Raw genomic sequence first — 17713 nt, 5'->3', positions numbered from 1 at the left:
CCTTTCAGGGGGATGTGTAAGATACATACAGTATTCATAATACACATTGAGGGGTACTATGGAAGACCTGAAAGGGCGTGAATATCATCAAGCGACGCACGGCAGATATCGAGTACGAGCAGATGCTACTTAGCCGCTACTTCGTGGCGCAGCACCGCGGCGGAAACGGATTGGACCGCAGCGCCTATCTGCTCCTCAGCCAGATCGATGCCCGCGGGCCGATGACAATCGCCGAATTGAGCGCAGCGCTTCGCCTGGACGTGTCCACCCTGCAACGCCAGGTGACCGCGGTCGTGCGCGACGGACTGCTGGAGCGGAGCATGGATCCCAGCGGAAGCGCCGCGCGCAAGCTGATCATGACCTCGCATGGCCGTGCCCTGCTTGAAACGGTCCGCAAGGGATATATCCGCGACCTGGATGCCATCACGTCCGACTGGTCCGTCGAGGACGTCAATACCTTTGCCGAGCTGCTGCGTCGCTATAACGGGGCGATCGAGCACTTCCGTGATGCCAAGAACTTGAGCTGAGGCCTGGCCTTGCCGGTTTCCCGAGCTGCTCCGGCTTGGCGAACGGTAAAGCATGTGTGAAGTCTGAATGAATCCTTAGTTGCGTCGAAGTCGAACGTAACCAAGCGTAGTCTCGGGACGACCGTTGAGTATTTTGAGCAGCGAGGAGTTCACGATGAATGATGGCGAGCGCAAAAACTACGACCTGTCCCTGTCCCTGACGACAGATCAATATGACGACCTCACGACCGCATTGGAAGACCACCGTGACGGCTTGCGGCGACTGGCGGGCGAAGCCTCCAACGGGTTTGGGCTGGGCGCCGGCTATTGGACGGAACGGGCCGGTGAAGTCCAGAATTTGCTGGACGCGGTGCGCCGTTTGGCCGAGGGGGAGAGCGCTGAAAGCATCAAGGGCGCCTCGGAGAAACCTTCGCGCAACTTTCCCCGGCCGTAGCGGATGGCGGTGGCTGAAGAGGCTCCCAGCTCCGCGAGCGGCGGGGTTGTTCCGGAGCGCAGGGGCGCAGCGCGAGGGCCGCTCCATCCGGTGATGGAGCGGCCCTCGTGCTGGCCGGCCGCGGACGCGTCCCGCGGGAAGCGTTCCTAGACGGCGAGCCTTTGCGGGCGGCCCGTCGGCGTGGATGCCGAGGCCGGCTGGAAGCTCGGAATCGGGTGCGCCACCGCGCTGTGCTCCCAGTACTTGACCCGGAAGGTGGTCGACCCTTCTCGGGCGGCCCGCTGGAAAAGTGAACGGATCCGGGTCTCTTCGGCTTCAACCTCCACGGGCTTCAGCGCCTGGTTCGGCATGGAAACATGAATCAGCTTGAGCTCGCTGGACTGGGGATCGATCATTGCGACGAGGACAGCTCGCCCATGCATCGAAACGAGGCCCATGACGTCGTTGGCGGATTCCTTCGCCGCTGTCATGACCACCGGCATGTTCTGAACCCATCCGTGGGCGCTGAGGTGCTGGCGTCCCTCCCGGGAACCCAGCAGCTCTGTGACACGCTCAGCAGTTTCCGTCCTGACAATACGTCCTGGCATCTGTACTACCTCCACCTTGTTCGTAACTTTCCGAGTGTCCCCATCAGTCACGGTGCGCGCATCAGCGTCGTCCATTTGCAGGGAGGACTCATGATGCTGCACAGTGTCTTTTCAACTCTACGTGATGCGGCATTGGCCGGCATGGAGTGACGGAAATTCGGATCAACTTCCAAGCCGCCCTCCGCAGGCGCGCGGCCGGTTCGGTTGCTCCTGCGCCGCGGACGCTTTTCAAGAACGCGATCCCGCTGGGCAAAACGCCTAATCAGAACGCTTATCGCGGCGGCGCCCGGGGCGCAACGACAGGTTGTCGGCGTAGTCCGCGCGGCGCAAGGGCTATCAGCGTTTCTTCAGTCTCGGGCGGCCGGAGCGGGGCCGGCGGTGGCGCGGCGGGCCGCGGATGCATGGAAAGCAGCCGTGCGGGCAGCGGATTCCCGCTGCCCGCACGGCGGCCGGCGTGGCCTGCAAGCCGGGTCTAGGAGACGGCGTCCTTGCTGATCTGCACGAAGCCCGGAACCACCGAGAGGCGCTCGACGGCCTCGTCGATGATGCGGTCCACGAGCTGCTCGCAGGTCGGCAGGTCCTCGATCGCGCCGACGACTTGTCCGGAGGCCAGCATGCCGGCCTGCGTATCGCCGTTGACCAGACCTGCCTTGAGCAGCATCGGGGTGTTGGCGGCGAGCATCATCTGGCCCCAGCTGCGTCCGGTGCTGCGCTTCATGCTCAGCCCGTCGCGGGCCAGGCCCAGCCAGGACTGCCCGGACAGCTCCTTGAACTGCAGGGTGCGGCGCGCGGTGCCCAGCAGCCGGCCCAGCGGCGATCCGGACTCCAGGCCGTCGATGAACTCGGTGCGCAGCAGGCGGTGCGGCATGCCGTCGGCCTTCGTGGTGACCACGGTGCCGTCCAGCCCGAACTCAAGGTAGCGCTGCTTGATGTGCTCGGGCACTGCGCTGTCGCTGGTGAGCAGGAAACGGGTGCCCATGCCGATACCGGCCGCCCCGTAGGCCAGGGCCGCGGCCAGGCCGCGCCCGTCGAAGAAACCGCCGGCGGCGATCACCGGGATGTCCACCGCGTCCAGCACGGTCGGCAGCAGCAGGGTCGTCGGGGTGGCGCCGGTGTGCCCGCCGCCCTCGCCGCCCTGGATCATCACCGCGTCGGCGCCCCAGGAAGCGACCTTTTCCGCGTGGCGCGGCAGGCCGACCGAGGGGATGACCACCGCGTCGTTTTCCTTGAGCTTGTCGATCAGCTCGCGCTTGGGTGCCAGCGCGAAGGATGCCACCTTCACGCCGTACTTGACCAGCAGGTTCACCCGGTCCATGGCGTCCGCGGCGTCGGCGCGCAGGTTGACGCCGAAGGGCTTGTCGGTGCGGGACTTGGTCTCCACGATGGCCTTCTCAAGCTCGTCGTAGGTCATGGTTGCGGAGGCGAGGATGCCCAGGCCGCCGGCTTCTGCGGTGGCGGTCACCAGGCTCGGGCCGGCAACCCATCCCATGCCGGTCTGCACCACGGGGTGCTGGATCCCGGTGAGTTCGGTCAGCGAGGTGCGGATGCGGTTGGTGGTGCTCAAGGGCGGACCTCTTGTTCTCTGCGGTTGGCGGGGTCCAGGACCTCGCGGATCAGTTCTAGCTCCTGCTTGTCGGGCAGTCGGGTAGCCGGGATCGATTCGGGCACGTGCAGGTCGAAACCGGTCGCGTCCAGGACCTCGTCCAGGCTGGCGCCCGGGTGCAGGCTGAGCAGCGCCATGGTGCCGCCCGGCCCGCTGAAGTCGTAGACGGCGAGGTTGGTGACCACCCGGTGCACGTGGTGGAAGCGCGCCGCGCCGGTTCCTGCGGCCCGGGCGCGGTTCGCCCCCACGCCGGTCACGAAGTCGACGTCCTGCACGAAGCTGCGCTTGGACTGCCGGGCGATCCAGTAGCTGGTGGCGTGGTTGACGGTGTTGGTGGCCGCGGCCCGGGACCCCAGCAGCTGGCGGTGCGGCTGGAAGTGGTCCCCGATGGCGGAGAAGTTGTGGTTGCCTTCGCGGTCGATCTGCGCGCCGCCCATCACCACGTGGCGCTTGCCGGCGGCGATCAGCTCGAACAGCTCGCGGTAGGGCAGGTAGCCGGCGCTGTACTCGCTGTCTTCGCCCAGGGCGGGGACGTCCCCGTAGATCGTGGATTCGCCGTCGCTGAGCATGAGCGACGGGGCATGGGTCAGCGCCGCCAGCCGGGCGCCGAGCGTGGGAATCACGCCGGCCGGGCTGGCCAGGATGTCGCGCTGGCCGCGGAACAGGTCGCTGCAGGCGGCCACGGCGATGTCCGCGCGGGTGGCGCCAAGGGTCTCAGGCATTCAGGGCCTCCTTCCGCCAGATGTTCTCATTGTCCAGATGCCCGGCGCGGTACCGCTCCCACAGTGCGGGATCGGAGGCGGCTCGGGCGTATTCGCGCTGCAGTTCCTCATTGCGCGGGTAGTCCGGCAGGCAGGTGGTGAAGTGGGCCCCGCCGGGGGCCTCGAACACGTGGTCCACCATGGTGCGGTTCAGCAGCAGCGTGGCAGGGTGCGCACCCTCGGTCAGTTCGCGGGTGCCGACCACGGATTCGGCGCTGAGGATGGTGCGTGCCGCGGCCCGGGCGAACAGGTCGTCCACGTAGGGGTCCGGGCCCAGGCACTGCCCGTTGCCCAGCGCGTCGGCGCGGTTCAGGTGGATGAGCGCCAGATCCAGCGGCACCGCCGGCATGGCCACCAGCGTTTCCCCGTCCTCGTAGGGGGAGGTGATGGTGCGGATCTGCGGGTTGACGGTCAGCACGTCAGAGCCCAGCCCGGTGCGGGTCACCTCGAAGGGCAGCCGCCGGCCGGCCGCGCGCAGCCCGGAGACCAGCATGGACTCGTCCAGCTCCGTGGTGGCAATGGCCCCGGATTGCCGGGCGGCCGCGAAGTGCGGGTCCACGGCGATCGAATCCAGGGTGACGAACCCGTGGACGACCTCGCGCACCTGCCCGGTGGCGCACAGCGTGCCCACGTCCGGGCCGCCGAAGCTGACGATGCGCAGGTCCCTGGCCCCGGAGCGCACCAGCGCGGCGACCAGGGCCATGGGCTTGCGCCGGGAGCCCCAGCCGCCGATTCCGATGGTCATCCCGTCCTCGAACAGTCCGCCCAGCGCCGCGGCGTCAATGACCTTGCCGGACATGGCTAGGCTCCGGTGGCGACGAAGTCGTCGCGCAGCTCGTCGGAGACGCCGCCGAGGTTCAGCTCGAAGGTGAAGCCCTGCTCGAAGCGGTAGCTGCGGTTCACGTCGATCGGGTCGATGCAGTTCAGCGCCTCCTTGGCCGCGCGGATGACGCGCGGATCCTTGGCCGCGATTTCGTTGGCGTAGGAGAACGCGGTCTCGTCCAGCTTGTCGGCGCTGACGACCTCCGCCACGGAACCCAGCTCGGCCAGGCGCTGGGCGCTGATGTTCTTGCTGGTGAAGTACAAGGTGCGCAGCATGTGGGCCGGCACCAGGCGGGCCAGGTGGGTCGCCGCGCCCAGGGCGCCGCGGTCCACCTCCGGCACGCCGAAGTAGGCGGTGTCGCTGGCGACGATGGTATCCGAGTTGCCCACCAGACCCACGCCGCCGCCCAGGCAGAAGCCGTTGACCGCGGCGATGACCGGGACCGCGCATTCGTAGATGGACTTGAACGCGGCGAAGCAGCCGCGGTTGGCGCCGAGGATGGCGTTGAAGTCCTCGGTGGACTGCATTTCCTTGATGTCCACGCCGGCGTTGAAGCCGCGGCCCTCGGCGCGCAGGATGACCGCGCGGGTCTTGGCGTCCTTGGTGGCTTCGTTCATGGCGTCGGCGACGCCGAACCATCCGGCGACCGGAAGGGCGTTGACCGGCGGGTAGTTCATGGTGATGACGCGGACTCCGTTGGAGTGCATTGCTGAAGTAATCGACATTGGGATCTCCCTGTACCTAACGTTTGCTTGTTTGTTACCCTAGCACTTGCTTGGTTTCAGGTACACTGGCAATCCATAAGCACCACATCGACGAAAGGAATAGCCCATGACTGGCATTTTGAGTGGCCGCGTCGCCATCGTGACCGGCGCAGGCCGCGGACTCGGACGCGAACATGCACTAGAACTGGCCCGCCAGGGAGCGATGGTCGTGGTCAACGACTTCGGCACCACCCTCGGCGGCGCCATCGACCCGGCGAATCCGGCCCACGAAGTCGTGGCGACGATCCGCACGGCGGGCGGCCAGGCAGTGGCCAACGGCGCCGATGTGGCGAACTTCGAGCAGGCCGGCGCCATGGTGCAGCAGGCCATCGACACCTACGGCCGGCTGGACATCCTGGTCAACAACGCCGGCTTCGTGCGCGACCGCATGCTGGTGAACACCACCGAAGAGGAATGGGACGCGGTGATCCGCGTGCACCTCAAGGGCCACTTCGCCCCGCTGCGCCACGCCTCGAAGTACTGGCGCGACGAGGCCAAGGCCGGACGCACCCCGCAGGCCCGCGTCATCAACACCACCTCCGGCGCAGGCCTGAAGGGCAGCGTCGGGCAGGCCAGCTACTCGGCCGCCAAGGCCGGCATCACCGGCCTGACCCTGGTCGCCGCCCACGAGCTGGCCCGCTATGGCGTGAACGTGAACGCCATCGCCCCGGCCGCCCGCACCCGCATGACCGAGGACGCCTTCGGCGAGACCATGGCCGCCCCGGAAGAGGGCTTCGACGCCATGAACCCGGCCAACGTCTCCCCGGTCGTGGCCTGGCTGGCCAGCGCCGGCAGCGAAGTCACCGGACGCGTCATCGAGGTCGAAGGCGGCCGCGTATGCATCGAGGAAGGCTGGAACCACGGCCCGCAGGTCGACGCCGGAGCGCGCTGGGACGCCGCCGCCGTCGGCACCCAGATCGAGCAGCTGCTGGCCCAGGCCGCCGTCCCGGAACCGGTGTACGGATCATGAGCGCCGCGGCAGTCGACCCGATGACCGCCGGCGCCTGGGCCGGCCAGCATCTGGGGGAGAAAACCGTCGGCTACACCGCTGACCAGGCGATCCTGTACGCGCTCGCCGTCGGCGCCAAGCCCGCGGACCTGGACCTGGTCTTCGAGGACCGGCTGCGCGTGCTGCCGTCCTTCGGCCTGACTCTGGCCCAGTGGGCCCCGGACGTGCTGGCCGACCGCGGAGCCTTCGACAACCGCGCCGTGCACGGCGCGCAGGAGCTGCTGGTTTCCAAGCCGCTGCCGCGCAGCGGGGAACTGGCGCTGAACGCCCGGGTGGGCGAGGTCTGGGACAAGGGCGGCGCGGCCGTCTTCAACGTCATCGTCGAATGCGACTACTTCCAGGCCACCTGGCAGATTTTCGCCCCCGGCTTCGGCGGTTTCAACGGCGAGCGCGGCCCGGGCCGCGCCGCCGCCCCGGACACGCCGCCCGTGGGAACCGCCAGCGTGCAGAGCGCCGAGAACCAGGCGGCCTTGTACCGGCTGCTGGGGGACAAGCACCATATCCACATCGACCCGCAGGCCGCCGCGCGCATCGGGCAGGACCGTCCGATCCTGCACGGGCTGGCCTCCCTGGCCGCGACCACGCTGCCGCTGGCAGACCTGGCCGGGGCGCACCCGGCGGACCTGACAGAATTCGGCGGGCGCTTCTCCGGGGTGGTTTTCCCCGGGGACCGCATCGAGGTCAAGACCTGGGACAACGGACGATTCGAGGCCGCAGTGGCCGACCGGACGGTAATTGCCGACGGACTGGCGGTCTTCGGCTGAGCAGTGCCGAAGACCGGGGCGCGGGCAGCGCCACGGAAGCTGAAAGAGGGAACACATGAGAATCATCGTCTTGATGAAGGAAGTCCCGGATACCTACGGTGAACGCACCATAGATCTGGAAACCGGGCTGCTGAAGCGCACGGAGGCCGAGCCGGTGCTCGACGAGATCACCGAGCGCGCGCTGGAGGTGGCGTTGCGCCATCGCGAGGCGCAGCCGGGCACCGAAGTGGTGCTGCTGAGCGTGGGCCCGGAAGGCAGCCTGCCGACCACCCTGCGCAAGGGACTGGCCATGGGCGCGGACCGCGCGGTGCACGTGCAGGATCCGGCGCTGCTCGGCGCGGATTTGACGCTGACCGCCCAGGTGATCGCCGCCGCGGCCAAGCAGATCGGCTTCGACCTGGTCATCGCCGGGAACGTCTCCACCGACGGCGGAGGCGGCGCACTGCCGTCGATGCTGGCGGAACTGCTCGGCGTGGCCGGGCTGGCGGCGCTGTCCAGCGTGCAGATCGACGAGCTGACCGTCGCCGGGCGCGTCAACACCGACGTGGAGCGCTACGACGCCAGCGCCGACCTGCCGGCGGTCATCTCGATCACCGAGGCGCTGCCGGATGCCCGCTTCCCGAACTTCAAGGGCATCATGGCCGCCAAGAAGAAGCCGTTCGACACCCTGGACCTGCAGGCCCTGGGCCTGGCGCCGGGCGAGGAGGACGCGCGGTCCATCGTGATCTCCGCCGCCGCCCGTCCGGCGCGCAGCGCCGGCACGCGGATCGTCGACGAAGGCAACGCCGGCGAGCAGATCGCCGAATTCCTGGCCAAGAACCAACTGATCAAGGGGCATTAAGATGAGCAGCAATTCCGGGAACCCGATTCTGGTCCTGGTGGACACCTCGCCTGAAGGGCAGCTGCGCGCGGGCGCGGCGGAACTGCTCGGCGCGGCCGCCTCGGTAGGCAGCGCCGTGGCGCTGGCCGTTGCGCCGTCCGGACAGGCCGAGCGCCTGGCCGGCGAGCTGGCCGAGCTGGGCGCGCAGCGCGTGCTGGTCGCCGGCTCCGAGGCCTTCGGCACCGAGGTCATCGCGCCGCTGGTCGACGCGCTGGCCGCCGCCTACGCGCAGGTGCAGCCCGAAGCCGTGCTGGCCCCGAACTCGATCCGCGGACGCGACGCCGCAGCGCGCTTCGCCGCCCGCGCCAGCCTGGCGCTGGCCGTGGACACCGTGGGCATCGACCGCGACGAGGAAGGCATCATCGCGCACCACTCCGTGTACGGCGGCGCCTACCTGGTCGACTCGGCCGCGAGCACCGGAGCCCTGGTCGTCACCCTGCGGCAGGGATCCAGCGAGGCCCGCGCCCAGGCGCAGCCGGTCCAGCTTGAACCGCTGGCCGTGCAGCCATCCGGAGCGCCGGATGCGGTGGCCACCTCCCGCGAAGAGGCGGTCATCGAGTCCTCGCGCCCCGACCTGCGCGGAGCGGACATCGTGGTCTCGGGCGGACGCGGCCTGGGCTCGGGAGAGAACTTCTCCCTGGTCGAGTCGCTGGCCGACGCCCTGGGCGGCGCCATCGGCGCTTCCCGCGCCGCGGTGGACGCAGGCTACGTGCCGCAGACCATGCAGGTGGGCCAGACCGGTGTCACCGTGGCACCGCAGCTGTACATCGCGCTGGGCATCTCCGGCGCCATCCAGCACCGGGCCGGCATGCAGACCTCCAAGACCATCATCGCCATCAACAAGGACCCGGAAGCCCCGATCTTCGACGTCGCTGACTTCGGCGTGGTCGGCGACCTGTTCACCGTGGTCCCGCAGCTGGTCGAGGCCATCGAAGGAAAGCGGGCGAACTAATGGCACGGCAGGGACTACCGCGCACCCCGGGGGCGGCCCAGGCGCCGCCGCCGGCACCGGTGCAGGAGAACGAACCGCCGCAGCAGGCAGCTGAACCCGCCGCCTCGACCTCGGCCTCGGCGCCGGCCGCCTCGACCGGCGTGCGCCGCGGGCTGCCGCGGCCGGGGGCCGCACCAGCGGCTGCCGAATCGTCCGTGGCCCAAGCAGCTCCGGGGCAGCCAGCTGCCTCCGCTGCGGCGGTCGAGGCCGAACCGGTGGCCGAACCGGTAGCTGCCGCGCCCGCCGCGGCGACCGGGCGCCGCGGGCTTCCGCGTCCCGGGGCCGCAAGCGCGCCGGCTGCGTCTCAAGCGCCGGCGGCCGCCGCCCCGGCTGCGGCGGATGCGCCAGCCCCTGCCAAGCCAGAAGCCGCGGCCCCGAAGGTGCAGGCCGCAGCCGCGGCCACTGCGGCACCAGCCAAACCGGCTCCGGCCCCGCCCGGAGCGCTGGCCAAGCTGTGGGCCACCGCAATCGGCAAGACCGTGCTGCTGGCCGCGGGCCTGCTGGTGCTCCTGGGCGCCGCAGTGCTGCTGGCCCGTTGGCTGGTCGGAATGGAATCGGTGCAGGAATTCCTCACCCGGTACCCGGGGGAGACCCACCTGCCCGAGGGCGCCCCGGTGGGGCTTCCTGCCTGGATGGGCTGGCAGCACTTCTTCAACATCTTCCTGATGGTGCTGATCATCCGTTCGGGTTGGCAGGTGCGCACCCAGCGCCGGCCGCCGGCGAGCTGGACCGCGAAGTTCGGCAAGAACCCCAAGAAGATCAGCATCAACCTGTGGTTCCACCAGTTCCTGGACATCCTCTGGCTGGTCAACGGCGCGGTGTTCGTCATCCTGCTGCTGACTACCGGGCAGTGGATGCGAGTGGTGCCCACCAGCTGGGAAGTCTTCCCGAACGCGCTCTCGGCGGCCCTGCAGTACCTGTCCCTGGACTGGCCGACCGAGAATGGCTGGGTGAACTACAACAGCCTGCAGGTGCTGGCCTACTTCACGACCATCTTCTTGGCCGCGCCGCTGGCTGCGGCCACGGGATTCCGGATGTCCGGAGCATGGCCGTCGAAGGCCGAGAAGCTGTCGCGCGCCTACCCGATCGAGGTCGCACGGACGATCCACCTGCCGGTGATGTTCTACTTCGTGGCATTCATTGTGGTGCACGTGGCACTGGTCTTCTCCACCGGGGCGCTGCGCAACCTGAACCACATGTACGCGGCGCAGGACGCGGTGAACTGGACTGGATTCTGGATCTTCTTCGCCTCGCTGCTGGTCATCGTCGGCGGCTGGTTCGCCGCCCGGCCGATCCTGCTGGCCCCGCTGGCCTCGCTGTTCGGCAAGGTCGGACGCTAGCCGACGCACTTGGAAGGACCGCTCCTCGCTTATCAGCGACGGGGCGGTCCTTTGCTGTTGCCGGCGGAATGGCAAGCCGATAACTGATTCTTGTGGGTGTGAAAGTGGGACTGCCCTTGCAGAGTTGCGGCGCGCGGGGTTCACTTTAATATCGAGAGTCCATCATTTCGGGTTGGGGACCGGGCAGGATTGAGAAACGAGTAGACGTTTGGCACAGCGCAAGACAGAACGAAAGAACCTGCAGGGCGAAGAAACCCGAACCAGAATTCTTGAAAAGACCATGCGGCTGGTCGCGGTCCACGGATATGCGGGAACCAGCCTCAGCATGGTGCGCAGAGCCTGCAACGTATCGGCAAGTTCCATCTACTGGCACTATTCAGGCAAAGAGGAACTGGTTGCGGCCGCCCTGGAACACGCCTACCGTTCCCAGGCCCAGCGGCTGCCGAACTGGCTGGATACCCCTCCCTCCTCCTCGCGCGCCAACGATCTCTATTCGCAGCTTATGCACTCGCCCAATGGCGAAGGGGAGATGGGGTACTGGCGCGTAGGACTGCAGCTTGCGCTGACCAAGCCCGAAGAACCGATACCGGCCCGCGACAGGTTCTTGCAGATCCGCGCCGAAGGCATCGAGTGGACGGCGGACTGGTGGGAACGAACGCTACCGGAAAACATGCCGCAGCGGCGGGAAGCCGCTCGCCTCATGGGAAACTTCACGGTCGCCGAACGCGAAAGCAGTTTCCTGAAGCTTCGCGGACCGCGGACTACCGACACCGCCCGGCTGACCAAGATGGTCGCCGCGGCGCTGGACGCCGTGGCTGCACAGCTGGTGACCTTAGCTGAAACCAGCAACCTGACGCCATCCACCCCGACCCCACCGCAGATGACGCTCGTGGCCTGCGCCGATGACGCCGAGTCGGGCCGCGAGGCCATCTTGCGCGCGACGCAGGAGGTTATCGGGCAGTCGGGATACGACGGGGTGAGCATCGCCAAGGTCTGCGAGCGGGCAGGGCTTCCCGCCAGCTCCCTGTATTGGTCATTCAAGGACAAGGAGGAGCTGCTGTCCACCGTCATCTCCAACGCGTGCGCCGGCTGGAAGCAGCTGCGCGAGAAGGAATTCGCCCTGCCGCCAGGCGAGCACTGGGCCGAGCAGGTGCGCACGTTCATTTTGCCGTCCCTGAAAGGCACGGAGCACGGCCAGGGCGCGGTGCCGATGAGCCTGCTGTTGCTTTTGCAACGCGCCGAGCATGTCCATGCCGGCCGCAACGAACTTGAAGGAGTCTTGCAGGAGACCTTCGAAGCGACCGTCGACTGGTTCTCCTCACTACTGGGCCCCGAATCCGGGCCGCTGCGCCGCCACGCCCAGGATGTCGCCATCTGCCTGTTCCGCCTGCTCGACGGGATGCTGATCGGACGCCGGGTGGTGGACCAGTTTTACGACCCACAGCTTTTGGCTACGTTGATCAGCAATGCCATCGTGCAGATTGCACAGCGGGGAGCCCAAGCGGCGTGAGGCTCTGAGCCTGAACCATGTTTTCAATACCAGCAAGTTTTAGGCTTTGAAGAGGAATTGCTGCGTAGGTCTGATCCCCGCTGTGCCGGGGAAACTTCCGGGTTGCCGCCCATTTCTTTGCGCCTTCCGGGCCACCCGATGCCTCGCCCCTAAAATTACTCAGGAAAATGACACGGTTCAGGGTCCCGCCACCAAGCCATGGCCAAGAAGCTTTCTCCGGAGCCTCACGCTGTGTGGGCCGCAAGGGCGCGGCTCTGGAAAACGCGAATAAAACATCCGCTGATCCGCAAGGAAGCAAAAGACTATCCAAGGCTCGGGGATCGCGGAATCATTCGCCAGTTCATTTGGTCGTATTTCAAGGACGAGTGAATTGCTGCAAAGCACCAAGTGAGCTGAAAACTGATCGCAAAATATGACAGCGCGGAAATCTGTTGATATGCAGTGACTTATTGAAGACGTTTATACTCAATGGGAGAATGTTCATATTCCCCGTCGAGCTATCAGCATGGAACGAAAAGCTGGCTGCCGTTGCGATCCTGCCCACGGACTGATCCAAGGCAACCAAGAGCCCACGATTCTAAAACCAGATAGGGCGCAAGGTCAAAGGGACATGAATCTATTGGAGTACCGAGGAGATCATGACTAACCGGCGCAAAGACATCCACTTGTCGCTCACGAACGACCAGCTGGACGATCTCACCAGTGCGCTGGAAGCGCACCGCGACGGCTTAAGAAAACTGGCAGCCGATGCAAAACTCGGTTTCGGACTGGATGCCTCATATTGGGACGGCCGGGTAGCTGATGTCCAGAATTTGCTCGACACCGTGCACCGTGAGGCCGAGAGCGGAAGCATCGAGTCTTACTCGGCAGACCGGGAAGACTCATAGCGTAGGGAACTCTGGTCCGGTGCGGGCCTAGTACGGCTCTGCGGGCGCAACGGATCTGGTGAAGCTCATATCCGTACGGATGAAACACGGCACCTCGTGGATCGCCGCGCTGTGCGCCCAAAAGGACACGCGAAACGGCGAGAGCCGGGATTGCCGGTTCCGCACGCATAAGTCGCCCAGGGTGGTTTCGGGCGGCAGGGGCGCAACCCTGGTGAAGATCGGGCTGGGAATGGTGATGTGCCAAAGTTCCAGATGGTCGCTCTCGGCTTCGCAGAGCGCCAGAAGGACCGCACGGCCATGAATGGAAACGAACCCCATCACGTCTTCAAGCAGCTCCTCGCGATCCGCCAGCACGACGGGCATCCCTTCGGTCCAGCCGTAACTGGCGAGATGGCGTCTGGCCTCAGGAGAACTGAGAAGTTCGCTGACCCGTTGGCTCGTGCGCGAACGCAGCTCTGGATAGTCCATATTTTCCTCCGCTGATGGCAGCTCTCCGAAAGGTGATTGCCCACGAAATCCTGCTGCAGTGGTTGCCAGCAGGAATCCCCGGGTGTCGCCTACGGCGCTCGGTGATCATCGTGGAGTGTTCCTCTGACAATACGCCCAAATTCCCGTATCGAACATTCGACATCCAGCATGGATTACGGCCAATGAATTCCTTGTATCGAGATTTTTTCGACTTCCGGCAGGGCGTTATGGGGTATTGGCTGCGGGCGCGGTGCTTCCGGCGCGTGGCGCAGTCCCGGACGGCGGAACGGGACGAGCAGACCCCCGGCGGAAAATTCCGTCGGGGGTCTGCTCGGTTTGGCGGTTGTGGCTTCCTAGTCTTCGGCGCCGCTCATTTCTTCTGCGGTGCGCACCAGCTCCTGGGACCAGGCCAGCACCTGGGTTCCGGAAACGCCTTGCGGCAGGCCGGAGGCGCGCAGGACCAAGCGGACCTTGCCGGCGGCGTCGCGGACCGGGGCCAGCAGCGAGTCCACGTCATAGGTGTCCTCCGCGGCGAAGTCCACCGGGGCGTAGCCGGAAGAGGTCTGCGCGATGATCTCGCGCAGCCTGCGTTCCTGGGCCGGGGTGTACAGGCCCGAGGAGTACTCGCGCAGCACCGAGTAGACCTCGTCGTCCGCGTAGTCCCCGCGCATGGTCACCGACCAGCCGCGGTCGCGGGCGACCTGCAGCCTGGCGCGGTAGTCCTGGGGGGTGCATTCGTCCGAGGGCAGCGCGCGGGCCAGCCAGCGGTCGATGGTCTCTTCGTCCTCCCATGCCAGGCACATCTCACCCATGGGTGGCATCAGCGGGATGCGTTCGCCCAGGCGCTGGCCGTCATGGAACTCCCCGGTGCCGGAGACGATCACCGCCATTTCGTCGCCGATGACCGCCATGGTGGAAATATCCGCGCCCAGCGATGCGGCGAGCTGCTTCATTGTCGGGCTGTGGCGTTCGGCGCGGCGCACCCCGCGGATCAGGTCCGTTTCGAACGGGGCATGCAGCGACAACGGGGCGAAGCGCCCGTAGCCGCCTTGGAAGAACAGCAGCGGGGCCACCGGGGAGCAGACCTGCAGCTCCTGTACCGCGCCGACCACGATGTAGTGGTCTCCCGCGTCGGTGATGGACTCGAAGGTGCAGTCGATGTAGGCGACCGCGCCGTCCAGCACCGGGGCGCCGGATGGCGCCGGGGTCCAGTCGATGTCCTCGAATTTGTTCGGCGCGCGGCCGGCGAAGCGGCGGCACAGCTCCTCCTGGTCCGCGGCCAGCACGTTCACGCAGAAGGAGCTGGCGGTGCGCAGTTTCTTGAAGGTGGAGGACGCCACCGTGGGCAGGAAGCCCACCAGCGGTGGATCCAGCGACACCGAGGTGAAGGAGCCGACGATCATGCCGACCGGCTCGCCGTCATCGGCGATGCCGGTGATCAGCACGACGCCGGTCGGGAAGTGTCCCAGGACGTTGCGGAACGCCATCGGATCTGAGACGGGCGGGGTCTGTGCCCCCAGTGCTACTGCATTCACGGTCTTTTCCTTTCAGTGCTTCGCTGGCGCAGCTATTTCTGGCCGATGAGGTCCAAGGCGACATCCACGATCATGTCCTCCTGGCCGCCGACCATGCGGCGCTTGCCCAGTTCCATGAGGATGTCGGTGGTGGCGATGCCGTAGCGCTCGCTGGCGGCTTCGGCATGGCGCAGGAAGCTGGAGTACACGCCCGCGTAGCCCAGCGACAGGGTTTCGCGGTCCACGCGTACCGGGCGGTCCTGCAGCGGGCGGACCAGGTCGTCGGCCGCGTCCATGAGCGTGGGCAAGTCGCAGCCGTGCTCGAAGCCGTACTTGTCGGCGGCGGCGATGAACGCCTCCAGCGGGGCGTTGCCCGCTCCAGCTCCCATGCCTGCCAGCGAGGCGTCCACGCGGTTCGCGCCGTGTTCCACGGCGGTGAGCGAGTTCGCGATGCTCAGCGAGAGGTTCTCATGGGCGTGGATGCCGATCTCGGTGGCAGGGTCCAGCAGCTGGCGGAAGGCGTCGACGCGTTCGGCCACGCCCTTCGGGGTCAGCGCGCCGCCGGAGTCCACCACGTACACGCAGGTGGCGCCGTAGCTTTCCATGAGCTTGGCCTGGCGGGCCAGCTCGGCCGGCTCGGTCATGTGGGACATCATCAAGAAGCCCACGGTGTCCATGCCCAGCTCGCGCGCGGCGGTGATGTGCTGCGCGGAGACATCCGCCTCGGTGCTGTGGGTCGCGATGCGCACCACGGTGGCGCCGGCCGAGTTGGCGGCCTTCAAGTCCGTGATGGTGGCGATGCCCGGCAGCGCCAGGGTGGCGACCTTGGCGTTCTTCACCGCTGCGGCGACCGCGGAGATCCACTCCAGATCGGTGTGGGCGCCGAAGCCGTAGACGCAGGAGGAGCCGTTGATGCCGTCGCCGTGGGCGACCTCGATGGAGGCGACCCCGGCCTTGTCCAGTTCGGTGGCGATGGCGACCGCCTGCTCGACGCTGTACTGGTGGCGGATGGCGTGCATGCCATCGCGCAGGGTGACATCTGAGATGTAGAGCTTGCTCATGCCCGGGCCTCCTGGAGTGCTGGGTTTTCTGCGGTGGTTGAGTGGTGCTGTGCCCAGCGTTCGGCCACGGCCATCGCCGCGGAGGTCATGATGTCCAGGTTGCCCGCGTAGGCCGGCAGGTAGTGCGCGGCGCCGGTGACTTCCAGCATCACGGTGACGCGGACGCCGGTGAACTTGCCGGATTCCGGCAGGTACAGCGGGTTCTGCTCGGTGAAGGTCTCGAACTGCACGGCCTGCTTGAGCTGGTAGCCGGGGACGTAGCCCTGCACCTTGGCTGCCATGTCCAGGATCGAGGCTTCGATCTGCTGCACGTCCGGATCACCCTCGACCAGCGCGTAGACGGTGTTGCGCATGAGCATCGGGGGCTCGGCGGGGTTCAGGATCATGATGGCCTTGCCGCGGCCCGCGCCGCCGATGTCCACTAGCGCCTGCGAGGTGGTCTCGGTGAATTCGTCGATGTTGGCGCGGGTGCCCGGGCCGGCGGACTTCGAGGAGACCGAAGAGACGATTTCCGCGTAGCGTACGGGGGCGACGGCGCTGATGGCCGCAACCATCGGCACGGTGGCCTGGCCGCCGCAGGTGACCATGTTCAGGTTCGAGTCATCCAGGTGGTCTTCCAGATTGACCACCGGGATGCAGGACGGACCGACGGCCGCCGGGGTCAGATCCAGCACCCGGACCCCGGTATCCTTCAGCTTCTCCCAGTTGGCGCGGTGCGCGCCGGCGCTGGTCGCGTCGAAGACGACCTTGATGTCCTTGAAGTTCGGCAGGGCCAGCAAGCCGTCGATGCCCTCGGCGGTGGTGGGCACCCCGAACTTGGCCGCGCGGCGCAGGCCGTCGGATTCCGGGTCGATGCCGACCATGGCGCCCATTTCCAGGCGCGTCGAGCCGCGCATGACCTTGATCATCAGGTCGGTGCCGATATTGCCGGAGCCGATGATGGCCACCGGCCAGCGATTGTGCTGTTCCATTAGTTCTCCTCGTGCGTGATGCGGACCTGTCCCAGGCCCTGGATGGTTGCCACCGCGTTGGCTCCGGCGGGGAAGTCGACCATGGGGCCCAGCGCCCCGGTCATCAGGATTTCTCCGGCGCGCAGCGGCCGGCCCAGCGATGCCATGCGGCGCACCAGCCAGAGCGCGGCGCGGTAGGGGTGGCCCAGGCAGGCGGCGCCGGATCCGACCGAGCGCACCTTGCCGTTGACTTCCATGGCCATGCCGACGGCCGACAGGTCCAGCGCCGTGGGCAGCACCGGCACCGTGCCGGTGACGATCTGCCCGCAGGAGGCGTTGTCCGCAATCGTGTCCAGAATCGAGATATCCCAGTTCTCGATGCGGGAGCCGACGATTTCGATGGCCGGAAGCAGGTGGTCCACCGCGGAGATCAGTTCGGTGATGGTGGTGTCCGGGTGCGGCAGGTCCTTGTTCAGGACCAGTGCGATTTCCGCCTCGACCCGCGGCTGCAGCACCGCGTTGGCGGCCAGCGGCTCGCCGTCGGCCAGGCACATGTCTGCGAACAGTACCCCGAAATCAGGCTGGTCCACACCCATTTGGGCCTGCACGGCAGGGGAGGTCAGGCCGATCTTGCGGCCGACGACCCGGCGTCCGGCGCTGATCGCGTGGTCCTCGTTCAGCCGCTGGACCTCGTAGGCGGCTTCGATGCCGCCGGCGGCGAGCTCATCGCGGATGGGGCTGATGGCAACGCCGTTGAGTTCAGCCTCGCGCAGACGCAGGGCGAGATCCGCCAGTGCCGTGGACTGTGCGCGAACCGTTTGAGTGTGTGTAGTCATCCGTC

At 67.0% G+C, this 17713-nt stretch carries 19 protein-coding genes; 9 read left to right on the top strand and 10 right to left on the bottom strand.

Annotated features, from left to right (window positions below):
* Positions 1-77: 77 nt before the first annotated feature.
* Both JQN66_RS16715 and JQN66_RS16710 read left to right on the top strand, forming a co-directional pair.
* The gene (locus tag JQN66_RS16715) at positions 78-527 is read left to right on the top strand and encodes a MarR family winged helix-turn-helix transcriptional regulator (protein WP_239464068.1); all 450 of its coding nucleotides are present in this window, start codon (positions 78-80) and stop codon (positions 525-527) included.
* A gap of 154 nt (positions 528-681) precedes the next feature.
* Positions 682-960 (top strand): hypothetical protein, encoded by a 279-nt coding sequence (locus tag JQN66_RS16710; RefSeq protein ID WP_204676021.1) that lies wholly within the window; start codon positions 682-684, stop codon positions 958-960.
* Between the two features lie 146 nt (positions 961-1106).
* On the opposite strand, the gene JQN66_RS16705 is transcribed toward JQN66_RS16710, so the two are convergent.
* The 5 genes from JQN66_RS16705 to JQN66_RS16685 form a co-directional block, all read right to left on the bottom strand.
* A complete protein-coding gene (locus JQN66_RS16705) occupies positions 1107-1547 on the bottom strand; it encodes a hypothetical protein (protein ID WP_204676020.1) in 441 nt (146 codons plus the stop codon).
* A gap of 472 nt (positions 1548-2019) precedes the next feature.
* Complete coding sequence (locus JQN66_RS16700; RefSeq protein WP_204676019.1) at positions 2020-3111, bottom strand: NAD(P)H-dependent flavin oxidoreductase; 1092 nt, start codon at positions 3109-3111, stop codon at positions 2020-2022.
* The gene (locus JQN66_RS16695; protein WP_204676018.1) at positions 3108-3872 is read right to left on the bottom strand and encodes a CoA-transferase subunit beta; all 765 of its coding nucleotides are present in this window, start codon (positions 3870-3872) and stop codon (positions 3108-3110) included. Before JQN66_RS16695 ends, JQN66_RS16700 begins: the two co-directional genes overlap by 4 nt.
* Positions 3865-4710 (bottom strand): CoA transferase subunit A, encoded by an 846-nt coding sequence (locus JQN66_RS16690; protein WP_204676017.1) that lies wholly within the window; start codon positions 4708-4710, stop codon positions 3865-3867. The genes JQN66_RS16695 and JQN66_RS16690 overlap by 8 nt, the downstream gene beginning before the upstream one ends.
* Before the next feature lie 2 nt (positions 4711-4712).
* Positions 4713-5459, bottom strand: coding sequence for an enoyl-CoA hydratase family protein (locus tag JQN66_RS16685; RefSeq protein WP_204676016.1), 747 nt, complete (start codon positions 5457-5459; stop codon positions 4713-4715).
* 106 nt (positions 5460-5565) lie between these two features.
* On the opposite strand from JQN66_RS16685, the gene JQN66_RS16680 reads away from it, so the two are divergent.
* The 7 genes from JQN66_RS16680 (at position 5566) to JQN66_RS16650 (ending at position 12879) form a co-directional block, all read left to right on the top strand.
* The gene (locus JQN66_RS16680) at positions 5566-6468 is read left to right on the top strand and encodes an SDR family oxidoreductase (protein ID WP_204676015.1); all 903 of its coding nucleotides are present in this window, start codon (positions 5566-5568) and stop codon (positions 6466-6468) included.
* The gene (locus JQN66_RS16675) at positions 6465-7271 is read left to right on the top strand and encodes a MaoC/PaaZ C-terminal domain-containing protein (RefSeq protein WP_204676014.1); all 807 of its coding nucleotides are present in this window, start codon (positions 6465-6467) and stop codon (positions 7269-7271) included. The genes JQN66_RS16680 and JQN66_RS16675 overlap by 4 nt, the downstream gene beginning before the upstream one ends.
* Positions 7272-7326: 55 nt before the next feature.
* Positions 7327-8112 carry an electron transfer flavoprotein subunit beta/FixA family protein gene (locus JQN66_RS16670; protein WP_188948057.1) on the top strand — a complete coding sequence of 262 codons (786 nt, stop codon included), beginning with the start codon at positions 7327-7329 and terminating at the stop codon, positions 8110-8112.
* A 1-nt stretch (position 8113) separates the two neighbouring features.
* Positions 8114-9103: an electron transfer flavoprotein subunit alpha/FixB family protein gene (locus tag JQN66_RS16665; protein ID WP_204676013.1), complete on the top strand. Its 990-nt coding sequence runs from the start codon at positions 8114-8116 to the stop codon at positions 9101-9103.
* Positions 9103-10482, top strand: coding sequence for a cytochrome b/b6 domain-containing protein (locus JQN66_RS18535; protein WP_239464067.1), 1380 nt, complete (start codon positions 9103-9105; stop codon positions 10480-10482). Before JQN66_RS16665 ends, JQN66_RS18535 begins: the two co-directional genes overlap by 1 nt.
* A 208-nt stretch (positions 10483-10690) precedes the next feature.
* Positions 10691-11992, top strand: coding sequence for a TetR/AcrR family transcriptional regulator (locus JQN66_RS16655; RefSeq protein WP_204676012.1), 1302 nt, complete (start codon positions 10691-10693; stop codon positions 11990-11992).
* Positions 11993-12630: 638 nt separating this feature from the next.
* The gene (locus tag JQN66_RS16650; RefSeq protein ID WP_204676011.1) at positions 12631-12879 is read left to right on the top strand and encodes a hypothetical protein; all 249 of its coding nucleotides are present in this window, start codon (positions 12631-12633) and stop codon (positions 12877-12879) included.
* Positions 12880-12906: 27 nt separating this feature from the next.
* On the opposite strand, the gene JQN66_RS16645 is transcribed toward JQN66_RS16650, so the two are convergent.
* The 5 genes from JQN66_RS16645 to mhpD all read right to left on the bottom strand — a co-directional run bounded on the left by JQN66_RS16645 (position 12907) and on the right by mhpD (position 17708).
* Complete coding sequence (locus JQN66_RS16645; RefSeq protein ID WP_204676010.1) at positions 12907-13347, bottom strand: hypothetical protein; 441 nt, start codon at positions 13345-13347, stop codon at positions 12907-12909.
* 353 nt (positions 13348-13700) lie between these two features.
* Positions 13701-14882 carry a flavin reductase gene (locus tag JQN66_RS16640; RefSeq protein WP_204676009.1) on the bottom strand — a complete coding sequence of 394 codons (1182 nt, stop codon included), beginning with the start codon at positions 14880-14882 and terminating at the stop codon, positions 13701-13703.
* A gap of 32 nt (positions 14883-14914) precedes the next feature.
* On the bottom strand, positions 14915-15922 hold the full coding sequence (gene dmpG / locus JQN66_RS16635) for a 4-hydroxy-2-oxovalerate aldolase (RefSeq protein WP_204676008.1): 1008 nt from the start codon (positions 15920-15922) through the stop codon (positions 14915-14917).
* The gene (locus tag JQN66_RS16630) at positions 15919-16893 is read right to left on the bottom strand and encodes an acetaldehyde dehydrogenase (acetylating) (RefSeq protein ID WP_204676007.1); all 975 of its coding nucleotides are present in this window, start codon (positions 16891-16893) and stop codon (positions 15919-15921) included. Before JQN66_RS16630 ends, dmpG begins: the two co-directional genes overlap by 4 nt.
* Positions 16893-17708 carry a 2-keto-4-pentenoate hydratase gene (mhpD, locus tag JQN66_RS16625; protein WP_188948065.1) on the bottom strand — a complete coding sequence of 272 codons (816 nt, stop codon included), beginning with the start codon at positions 17706-17708 and terminating at the stop codon, positions 16893-16895. Before mhpD ends, JQN66_RS16630 begins: the two co-directional genes overlap by 1 nt.
* Between the last annotated feature and the right edge of the window lie 5 nt (positions 17709-17713).

The organism is Glutamicibacter protophormiae, assembly GCF_016894325.1.
GTDB lineage: Bacteria > Actinomycetota > Actinomycetes > Actinomycetales > Micrococcaceae > Glutamicibacter > Glutamicibacter protophormiae.
The sequence above is the reverse complement of the archived record's forward strand: the minus strand, read 5'-3'. Positions and strand labels throughout refer to the sequence as shown.